The sequence below is a fragment of the Saccharomonospora xinjiangensis XJ-54 genome (assembly GCF_000258175.1).
Taxonomy (GTDB): domain Bacteria; phylum Actinomycetota; class Actinomycetes; order Mycobacteriales; family Pseudonocardiaceae; genus Saccharomonospora; species Saccharomonospora xinjiangensis.
Genome location: NZ_JH636049.1, coordinates 632119 through 641970, shown reverse-complemented (window position 1 = coordinate 641970; position 9852 = coordinate 632119). Strand labels below are relative to the sequence as shown.

Below are 9852 nucleotides of genomic sequence, written 5' to 3'. Positions count from 1 at the left end.
AGTCATGGACGTTCTTGCCGAAGCCGCCCTGCACGGTGCCTCCCCCGAGGACCTCGAACGCCTCCCCGTTCCCGACACCTACCTGGCCGCCCACACCCGGGTCGAGGACATCGACATGTTCAAGGGTGTCGAGGACAAGGACGTCCGCAAGTCGCTGCGGGTGGGCGAGGTGCCGATGCCCGAACTCGCGCCCGACGAGGTACTGATCGCGGTGATGGCCAGCTCCGTCAACTACAACACCGTGTGGTCCGGCACCTTCGAGCCGGTGCCGACCTTCAGCTTCCTGAAAGCGTACGGAAAGCGCGGGCGCTGGGAGGCACGGCACGACCAGCCGTACCACGTGCTGGGCTCCGACGCCGCGGGCGTCATCGTGCGCACCGGGGTCGGCGTGCGGCGCTGGCAGCCGGGCGATCACGTGCTGGCCAGCCCGATCCAGGTGGACGATCAGGAGGCCGTCACCCACGCCGACGGCATGCTCGGCGAGGGACAGAAGGCGTGGGGTTACGAGACGAACTTCGGCGGCCTCGCGCACTACGCGGTGGTGCGGGCGAGCCAGCTCATCCCTAAGCCCGCACACCTGACGTGGGAGGAGGCGGCCAGCACGCCCGCCTGCGCGGGCACCGCGTACCGGATGCTGGTCAGCGACCGTGGCGCGCGGATGAAGCAGGGCGACGTGGTGCTGATCTGGGGTGCCGCGGGAGGGCTCGGCGTCTACGCCACCCAGCTCGTCAAGCAGGGCGGCGGCATCCCGGTCGGGGTCGTCGGGTCCGAGGAGAAGGCCGAAAGCCTGCGCAGACTCGGCTGCGACGTGGTGATCAACCGCTCCGAGATCGGGATCGGTGACGACCTCACCGACCCGGCGAGCGTCGTCGCGGCTGGCAAGCGGCTCGGCGCGATCATCCGGAGGGAGACCGGCGAGGACCCGCACATCGTGTTCGAGTACGTCGGGCGCGCCACCTTCGGTATCTCGATGTTCGTCGTCCGCAGGGGTGGTGTGGTGGTGACCTGCGGGTCGAGCACCGGCTACCGTCACGAGTACGACAACCGGTACCTGTGGATGAAGCTGAAGCGGCTGATCGGCAGCCACGCGGCGAACCTTCAGGAGCAGTGGGAGAGCAACCGGCTCATCGACCTCGGGCGGATCATGCCCGTGCTGTCCACTGTGTACCCGCTCGGCGAGATCGGCGAGGCGGGCCGCCTCGTGCAGGCCAACCGCCACATCGGCAAGGTCGGCGTGCTCTGCGTCGCGCCAGAGCGTGGGCTCGGGGTCACCGACCCGGTCAAGCGCGCCAGGATCGGTGAGGACCGGCTCAACCCGTTGGGGGTGATGGCGCGGTGATCGCCCCAGCGGCCGGGATACTCGCCACCGGCTCCTCCGTCCCCGCGACCGAGGTCACCAACGACGACCTCGCCCCCCGATTCGACGTGACCCCCGACTGGATCGAACGCAAGACGATGATCCGTTCCCGCCGGTACGCGGCGCAGGGGGAGGCGACCTCGGACCTCGCCATCGCGGCGGCGACCGAGGCACTGGAACGGATGGGCCTTCCCGCCGAATGGCTCGACTACGTCATCGTGGCCACCTCGACACCGGACGCCCCGCTGCCACCGACCTCGTGCCTCGTGCAGCGGGCGCTCGGCGCGCATCACGCGGCGTGTTTCGACATCAACATCGCGTGCAGCGGGTTCGTCTACGCACTTGCCGTGGCCAGGGGTCTGCTGTCGAGCAGGCCGGGCGCCTACGCGCTCGTGGTGGGCGCGGATGTGTGGTCACGTTTCATCGACCCGCACGACCGGAGTACCACGGTGCTGCTGTCCGACGGGGCGGGCGCGGCCGTGCTCGGGCCCGTCCCCGGCCCCTACGGCATCGTCGAGACGGACCTGATCAGCCACGGTGAACTGTCCGACCTGCTGGTCGTGGAGGCTGGCGGCAGCAGGCGCCCCGCCTCGCACGAGACGGTGGACGAGGTCGGGCACGTCCTGCGCATGAGGGGAAGGGACGTGACCGAGTTCGCACTCGGCACCGTGCCGCAGACGGTGAAGGAACTGCTCGCGCGAGCCGGGGTCAGGGCCGAGGAGATCGACCACTTCGTGCCGCATCAAGCCAACGGTGTGCTGCTCGGCAAGCTCGGCGAGCGGCTCGGCCTCGACAACGCGACCACACACCTGACCGTCGGCGAGTACGGCAACTCCGGTGCGGCGTCGATGGCGGTCACGCTCGACCACGCCGCGCGCTCCGGCGGCCTCAAGGACGGGGAACTGGTGCTGTTGACGGGATTCGGCGGGGGAATGGCGGTGGGCAACTGCCTGCTGCGGTGGACGACGGAGGTGACCGCGTGAGCGACATCAGCAGGGTCGGCATCGTCGGCTGCGGCCTGATGGGGTCAGGGCTGGCCGAGGTGTGCGCCAGACCGGGTATCGACGTCCTCGTCGCGGTCAGCTCGGACGACTCGGCGCGGCGAGGAAGGGACAGGCTCACCGGTTCGCTCGACCGCGCGGTGCGCAAGGGACGGACGAGCGAGAAGGACAAGGACGGTGTGCTCGGCCGGATCACCTTCACCACCGAGCTGGCCGACCTCGCCGACCGCGAACTGGTGATCGAGGCCGTCACCGAGGACGAGCCGCTCAAACTCGGCCTCTTCGCCAGGCTCGACCGGATCGTCGAGGACCCCGAGGCGATCCTCGCGACCAACACCTCCTCGCTTCCGGTGATGAAACTGGCCAGGGCGACGGCGAGGCCGGAACAGGTGCTCGGAACACACTTCTTCAGCCCGGTGCCCGCGATGCCGCTGGTCGAGCTGACCGGGTCGCTGCTCACCTCGGAGAGCACCGTCGATCGCGTCGAGGCGTTCGCGGTGAAGGTGCTGGACAAGGAGGTCATCCGCTCCCCGGACCGCGCCGGTTTCGTGGTCAACGCGCTGCTCGTGCCCTACCTGCTGGCCGCGATGCGCATGGTGGAATCCGGTTTCGCGCTCGTCGAGGATGTGGACAAGGGCATGATGCTGGGCTGCGCGCACCCGATGGGCCCGCTCCGGCTGGCCGACCTGATCGGACTCGACACGCTCGCGGCGGTCGCCGCCGGGCTCTACGACGAGTTCAGGGAACCGCACTACGCAGCTCCGCCCCTGCTCGCTCGCATGGTGGACGGCGGGTTGCTCGGCAAGAAGTCCGGCAGGGGCTTCTACTCCTACGAGGGATGAACACGATGCAGAGCACGAAAGTCCGGCAGCGCCGGATCGCGCGAGCGCAGCGGCCCGGTGGCCCCGAGGTGATCGAGGTCGCCGTCGAGGACCTGCCCGAACCAGGGCCGGGTGAGGCGCTCGTCCGCGTGGAGGCAGCCGGACTCAACCACGCCGACAGCCTCATCCGCTCCGGCGGGTACGTGGTGACGATGCCGTTCCCGCTCGCCGTCGGCGTCGAGGCGGCGGGAACCGTGGTCGCGGCCGGTGACGGCGCCGGGGTCGCGCTGGGGTCCCGTGTGTGCGGCACCGGCTGGCTCGGCTCGTGCGCGGACCACGTGGTCGTCCCGGTCGAGCGGCTGGTCCCGATCCCCGACGGCCTCGGGTTCGAGGAGGCGGCGTCGGTCGCGCACGCCGGAGCGGCGGCAGGTGCGCTGACGAGGGTATGGCCGCTCACGGGAAGGCGCGCGGCGGTGTGGGGCGCGGCGGGCGCGGTGGGGCGGTTGCTGGTCGCCTGGCTGTCCCGCAACGGGACGGAGGTCATCGGCATCGCCGGGGGCGACCGGGTGGACATCCCGGCGCTCCTCGGGGCCGCGCACATCGTGGACCGCACGGCCGGGGACGTGGCGGTCCAGGTCCGCGAGGCCACAGGAGGACGCGGCGTTGACGCCGTCTTCGACCCCGTGGCAGGCTCCACGTTCCGCACGAGCCTCGCCATGCTCGCGCCACGAGGCTGTCTCATCAATTACGGGCAGCTCAGCGGCGCGGTCGCGGGCACCGAGTTCGCCGACCTGTTCAACGCGGGAGGGGTGTTCGTCACCAAGTTCAACGCCGGAGCCTATGTGGACGACTACGCCGATGTGACCGCGCTCATCGGCGAGGCGCTGCACCTCGCCGTGGAGCGACCGGAGGTGCTCTCGCCCGTGGCGGCCAGATTCCCTCTCACCGAGGCCGCCGCCGCCTACCGGGCTCTGGAATCCGGCGCGGCAGGCAAGGTGCTCGTCGTCCCCGGACTGTCGCAGGGGGACGGGTGACACCGGCCGGGAGGGTACCGCAGGGCGCCGGATGGTCTCGAACAGCACGGAATGATGCCGTTCGGCGGCTCCGGCCGCACCGGTCGTGACAGTGTGTGAGGAAGACGGTGAGCGGCGCGGCCGAGCGCCGCCCGCCTCCGGCGCCGTGATGCGCCGGTCGCCGCGGTGTCACGGCCTGACCGGCAGCCGCGCGGCGGAGTGTTGATCAGTTGTCGAGTTGGGGGGATTCATGCCGACCAGTACCGTTGCCGCGCCGCCGAAAGGTGCTGGCCCTCACCGGGCCCGGTGAGGCCCTGTGATCGTCGGATTCCCCCGAAGGCCGGGCGCGCGGGCCCGGCTGGTGTGCTTTCCCGGCTCGGAGTCTCCCGAGGAGTTCCACCGCGCGGCCAGCCGCATGATGGCCCCCGAGGTGGAAGTCCTCGCGGTGAAGTTCCCCCACGACGCACTGGCCGAGGGCGATGTGCGGGCACTGGCCGTCCATGCACTGCCATCGGTGCGATCTCTCACCGGCCTGCCGATGCGCCTGTTCGGGCACGGCCCCGGTGCGTTCGTCGCCTTCGAGGTCGCCAGGCTGCTGGAAGCGAAGGGCGGCGTCCTCGAAGGACTGATCGTGGCCTGTGACGATGCCCGGCCCGCTTGCGACGAGATCGGCTACAAAGGACCGATTCGGAGACGGTCGAGCCCGCCGCTCGACCACTACGACCTCGCCTATCTGCGCTGGTTCTCGCAGCAGACAGGAAAACCGGAGACGACGCTGACCTGCCCGATTCTCGCCCTCATCGGCGACGACGATCCCGGCACCTCGATCGAGCGCATGTCGGCGCTGCGGCAGCGCACCAGCGGTGAGTTCGTCCTTGAGGTCTTCGGCGGGGGACCCGGTTTCCTGGAAAGCTGTGCGGCCACCGTGGTCACCACCATCCGTGACCGGATCATCCCACCCCCTACCTGAGTACTACCGGCGAAGTGAGTTCCCGAGGGGGACGCGGGCCACCCGCAGCCGGCCGTAGCGTTCGAGTCAGTACCGGCTCAGCACGCGAGGAGAGGTGTCATGACCGGACCACGCGACCTCACCGACGTCACCGATCTCACCGGCCTGAGCGCCGAATCGGCCGTGCAGCTCTACGACAGGTATCTCGACTCACTCCTCGCCGTGCGCGACGAGCAGCGCGAGGAGCACGAGCGGGGCCTGATCGCGCAGCTCGACGATATCGAGGCCGAACTGCTCTACCTGCGAATCCGGCGACTCCGCCCGGCGAGGGTGGTGGAGATCGGCGCTCTGCACGGCTGGTCAACCATGTGGATTCTGCGCGCGCTGCGCGACAACGGGGAAGGCAGGCTGCTCAGCATGGACCTGCTCGACGCCGCCCCGTACACCGTGCCGCGCGAGCTGGCGCGGCGCTGGACCTTCCGCAAGGGCGACGCGCGGACCCTGTGCCGGGATTGGGTGAGCGACGTGGATTACCTGCTCATCGACGCCGAACACACCGGCAGGTTCGCGCGATGGTACCTGTCCGAGGTCATGCCGGGGCTGAGATGCGGCGTCGAGGTGGCCGTGCACGACGTGTTCCACCGCCGTCGCCCGCTGCCGTGGAGCGAGGGCGCGGTGCTGCTCTCCTGGCTCGAACGGCGGCGCTTTCCTCAGTTCACCGCCTCCCGCGCCGCGGCCCCGGACGTCCACGAGCGGATCTCGCAGTTCCGGCGGAAGGCGGGACTCACCCGGCCACTGCATCGCGGCCACCGCAATCCGATGGTGTTCTTCAGGATCGGTCCCGGTGCGCCACATGGCCGTTCCCACTGATCCATCGACGGTGGTCGCGCCGTGGCGGTGACGACCCGGCCTGCGGCAGACTGGCCCCGACCGTTGCACCCCGACCATCGAGGACACCACATGCCGGTGCGTCGTTCGCCGACAGCGCGGGTCGTCGCGGCCGTGACGACGGTGGCGCGTGATCTGAACCCGGTGTCGCGGGACCGGTCGCAGGGCACTGTCCGATGGCCGTTCGTGACCGCGGGCACGGCACGCTGGCTGCCGTGGTCGCTGGCCGGTCTGCTCGCCGTCATTCTCGCCGCGTTCGGAGCGGCCCACGGCGTGGAGTCGATGCAGGCCGTGCCCGTCGCGGGAGCGGTGGTGTTCGGCGCGTTGCACGCGGCCCCTCTGCTGCTGTGCCTGCCCTACCCGATCGCGGGTATGTGGTCGTCCCTTCTCGTGCTCGTGCTGACGAGCACACCCGTCGGCGGAGGCGAGGAAACACAACTGTGGCCCGAGGCGAGCGTGCTCACCCACCTGTGCGTGCTGGGGTTCGTCGGCCTGCGAGTGCGGCCGAGGGTGCTCGTGGAGATGTGGGTGCTGACACTGGCCGCCGGAGTGATCGTGGTGGGACGCATGCCACCCGGTGATCACATCCCGGCCGTCGAGGAGCTGGGCATGCTGTCTGCGGTGGTCCTCGTCGCCGCGGGTGCGGTGCGCGGTCGCGCCGAGGCGTCGCGGCGCCTCGAGGCGCAGCGGGCGCTCACCGCGGCCGAGCAGCAGCGGCGTGCCGTGCTGGAGGAACGAAGCCGAATCGCCCGCGAGTTGCACGACGTGCTGGCACACCACATGTCGGTCATCGCGATTCAGGCCGAGGCCGCGCCCTACCGCGTCGCCGATCCGCCGGAGCGGCTCACCGAGAGCTTCGCGACCATCAGAACCCACGCCCAGGACGCGCTGACGGAACTGCGCAGGGTGCTCGGTGTCCTGCGCTCGGGAGGTGACGATGCCGACTCCGCGCCGCAGCCCACGCTGAGCAGGGTCGCTGACCTCGTCGCGGGGGTCAGAAATGCCGGGTTGCGCGTGACCACGGTGGTCTCCGGTGATCCGGTCACGCTGCCCTCGGGGCTGGAGTTGTCCGCCTACCGGATCGTCCAGGAAGGCCTGAACAACGTCCTGCGGCACGCTCCGGGAGCCGACGTCGGAATCGAGATCGAATACCGGCCGTCGCGGCTGCGGCTGCGGGTGGCCAACGGACCGGCGGTGACGCGTCCTTCCCGGAACGCGGCGAGGGGGAACGGGCACGGGATCGTCGGGATGCGAGAGCGGGTGGGCATGCTGAACGGAGAGTTGACCGTGGGTGCGACGCCGGACGGCGGATACGCCATCGAGGCCGTGCTGCCGTTGAGCGGCGGTGACCGGTGATGGCTGTCAGGGTGCTGATCGCCGACGATCAGGAACTGGTCAGGGAAGGACTGACGGTGCTGCTGTCCTCCCAGCAGGACATCGAGGTGGCCGGTGAGGCGGTGGATGGCAGCGACGCCGTGCGCAAGGTCGCCGAGTTGCGGCCCGACGTCGTGTTGATGGACGTGCGCATGCCCGTGCTGGACGGTATCGAGGCCACCCGGGTGATCGCCGGTGACGGCGACGCGGAGACCAAGGTGCTGGTGCTCACCACCTTCGATCTCGACGAGTACGTGTTCCAGGCGCTGCGGGCCGGCGCGAGCGGTTTCCTGCTGAAGGACTCCTCAGCCGCGACGCTGGCCAACGCGGTGCGGGTGGTCGCTTCGGGCGACGCCATGCTGTCACCGGCGATGACCAAACGGCTGGTGGCCGAGTTCGCCCGGCTCGGCGCGCCCCGGTTCCCGCCGCGCGTGCGCCTCGACGAGCTGACCGACCGCGAGACCGAGGTGCTGACCCTGTTGGCGCGCGGGCACTCCAACGCCGAGGTCGCCGACCGCCTCGTCATCGCCGAGCAGACCGTGAAGACCCACGTGAGCCGCATACTCGCCAAGCTCGGCCTTCGCGACCGCACCCAGGCGGTGATCTTCGCCTACGAGGTCGGTCTCGTCCGCCCACCGGGCTGACCTCGGGTGCGGGGTCGTCAGCTACTGGACGTCAGGAACTCCACACACGAGTCGAAGGTCTCCAGCCTGAGGTAGTCGTCCTCGGTGATGTCCCTGCCCGTGTCCCCGGCCAGCCTTCGCACGAAGGTGAGGAAGTCCAGTGAGTCCAGCTCCAGCGCCTGCCGGAGGTTCTCGTCGGGACGCAGGTCGTCCAGTTCGGCGTCGGGCACGATCCCGAGCAGCGCGGCGCGCACGGCTTCGCGAGCCTGGTCGGGCGACAGTGGTGCCGGCGGTGTCGGTGGTGTCGGCGGTGTCGTGCTCATCGCAGGTCCTCCGGCCGTTGCAGCAGATGGTCGAGGGTGTCGAGGAAGCGGGCTCCGGTCGCGCCGTCGCTCGCCCTGTGGTCGGCGGCCAGCGTCGCGGTGACCACAGGCCGCACCCCGAGCAGGTCGCCCACCGCCCAGGGCCGCCGGACGATCGCCCCGAAACCCACCAGCGCCACCTGCGGCGGGTAGATGACTCCCTGCACCGATTCCGCGCCCTCACCGAGGTTGGTCACGGTGAGCGAGGCCGGTTCGAGGTCCGACGACCGCAGCCGACCGCCGCGTGCCCTGGCCACGACGTCGGTGAGCATGCGCATCACCTCGTCCAGCGGCCTCGCGCCGGGGTCATCGATGCCGGGCACCAGGAGCCCCCCGCCACGCAGCGACACCGCGACCCCCAGCCGCACCACCGTCGAGGGCCGGAACCGCCCTTCGATCCAGTGCCCGTTGAGCGCGGGAACAGCGCTCGCGGCGCGCGACGTCGCCTTGAACAGCAACGCGGCCGGGATGATCCGGTCGTCAACCCCGGCATGCCGGTTGCGTTCGTGCAGCCAGTCCAGTGCCGTGCCCAGGTCAATGGTGGTGGCGAGGTAGTAGTGCGGAATCTCCTTCTTGGACCGTGACATCAGCGCCGCGATCGCCTCGCGTGCCGCGGCTCGCGGGGCCCGCTCGGCGGGTGCCTTCCCAGCGGGCTCGCCCTCGGCAGTCGCGCTTTCGGCGGCCTGAACGTCCCTGCCGTGGATCACCGGCCCGGGCACCGTGGCCAGGTCGATGTTCTTCTCACGGGCGAGCCGCCTGGCGTAGGGGGAGATTCTGGCCCCGGTGCCGGGCTGTGGCGGCCGTGCCGGTGCCGTCCTGTCGATGTCGGCGCGGGTGATCGCACCGCCCCTGCCGGTGCCCCGCACGTCGGCGAGATCGACTCCCGCGCGTTTGGCGTAGGCACGCACCGGCGGGGAGGCGGGCACCTTCGCCGCGGGTGCCTGCGTGGGCGGCGCGGACGGCGGCGTGCGCGGCGAAGGTGTCGGTGGTGGTGTGGGTGCTGACGGTGGCGCGGGTGCCGGAGTGGGCTGGGGCTTCGGGGTGGGCGGTGGCGGCGGTGGCGCTGGTGCTGGTGCGCTGCCGGTCGTCGGCGTGGGCGAAGGCTCCGGCGCGGGTGGCGGCACGGGCGGTGCTGCGGGGGCGGGCGGTGCTGCGGGTGTCGGCGGGGGCACGGGCGTGGGCGGCGGCGCTGGGGCCTCGGCCCGTTCCGGTTCCTCTCGCGCCGGGGCCTTCCCCCCGGGCTCACCGGTGCCGATCATCGCGAGCGGCGTACCGACCGGAACCGTGCGCCCCACCGGAACGAGCAGTCTCTCGATCGTCCCCGAGTCGAAGCATTCGACGTCCACCGCCGACTTGCTGGTATCCACCACCGCGACGATGTCGCCCTTGCGCACGACGTCGCCGGGCGCCACGAGCCATTCGAGGACCGTTCCATCGTCCATGTCCGCCCCGAGGGAGGGCATC

The 9852-nt window shown here is 70.7% G+C and carries 10 protein-coding genes; 8 read left to right on the top strand and 2 right to left on the bottom strand.

The features are described from left to right. Positions 1-4: 4 nt before the first annotated feature. From ccrA to SACXIDRAFT_RS02425, 8 genes are all read left to right on the top strand, one after another. Positions 5-1339: a crotonyl-CoA carboxylase/reductase gene (gene ccrA, locus SACXIDRAFT_RS02460; RefSeq protein ID WP_006236884.1), complete on the top strand. Its 1335-nt coding sequence runs from the start codon at positions 5-7 to the stop codon at positions 1337-1339. Next, on the top strand, positions 1336-2340 hold the full coding sequence (locus SACXIDRAFT_RS02455) for a 3-oxoacyl-ACP synthase III family protein (RefSeq protein WP_006236883.1): 1005 nt from the start codon (positions 1336-1338) through the stop codon (positions 2338-2340). Before ccrA ends, SACXIDRAFT_RS02455 begins: the two co-directional genes overlap by 4 nt. Continuing rightward, on the top strand, positions 2337-3200 hold the full coding sequence (locus SACXIDRAFT_RS02450; RefSeq protein WP_006236882.1) for a 3-hydroxybutyryl-CoA dehydrogenase: 864 nt from the start codon (positions 2337-2339) through the stop codon (positions 3198-3200). Before SACXIDRAFT_RS02455 ends, SACXIDRAFT_RS02450 begins: the two co-directional genes overlap by 4 nt. A 5-nt stretch (positions 3201-3205) precedes the next feature. After that, positions 3206-4213 carry a zinc-binding dehydrogenase gene (locus SACXIDRAFT_RS02445; RefSeq protein ID WP_006236881.1) on the top strand — a complete coding sequence of 336 codons (1008 nt, stop codon included), beginning with the start codon at positions 3206-3208 and terminating at the stop codon, positions 4211-4213. A 295-nt stretch (positions 4214-4508) separates the two neighbouring features. Further along, positions 4509-5162, top strand: coding sequence for a thioesterase II family protein (locus tag SACXIDRAFT_RS21735; RefSeq protein ID WP_006236880.1), 654 nt, complete (start codon positions 4509-4511; stop codon positions 5160-5162). Between the two features lie 99 nt (positions 5163-5261). After that, on the top strand, positions 5262-6011 hold the full coding sequence (locus SACXIDRAFT_RS02435; protein ID WP_006236879.1) for a class I SAM-dependent methyltransferase: 750 nt from the start codon (positions 5262-5264) through the stop codon (positions 6009-6011). A gap of 90 nt (positions 6012-6101) precedes the next feature. After that, positions 6102-7385: a sensor histidine kinase gene (locus tag SACXIDRAFT_RS02430; RefSeq protein ID WP_006236878.1), complete on the top strand. Its 1284-nt coding sequence runs from the start codon at positions 6102-6104 to the stop codon at positions 7383-7385. Continuing rightward, entirely contained in the window at positions 7385-8047 is a 663-nt protein-coding gene (locus SACXIDRAFT_RS02425) for a response regulator (RefSeq protein ID WP_006236877.1), read from the top strand. Before SACXIDRAFT_RS02430 ends, SACXIDRAFT_RS02425 begins: the two co-directional genes overlap by 1 nt. 17 nt (positions 8048-8064) lie before the next feature. On the opposite strand, the gene SACXIDRAFT_RS02420 is transcribed toward SACXIDRAFT_RS02425, so the two are convergent. Further along, the gene (locus SACXIDRAFT_RS02420; RefSeq protein WP_006236876.1) at positions 8065-8349 is read right to left on the bottom strand and encodes a phosphopantetheine-binding protein; all 285 of its coding nucleotides are present in this window, start codon (positions 8347-8349) and stop codon (positions 8065-8067) included. Next, positions 8346-9851 (bottom strand): dihydrolipoamide acetyltransferase family protein, encoded by a 1506-nt coding sequence (locus SACXIDRAFT_RS02415; protein WP_006236875.1) that lies wholly within the window; start codon positions 9849-9851, stop codon positions 8346-8348. Before SACXIDRAFT_RS02415 ends, SACXIDRAFT_RS02420 begins: the two co-directional genes overlap by 4 nt. Position 9852: the final 1 nt, after the last annotated feature.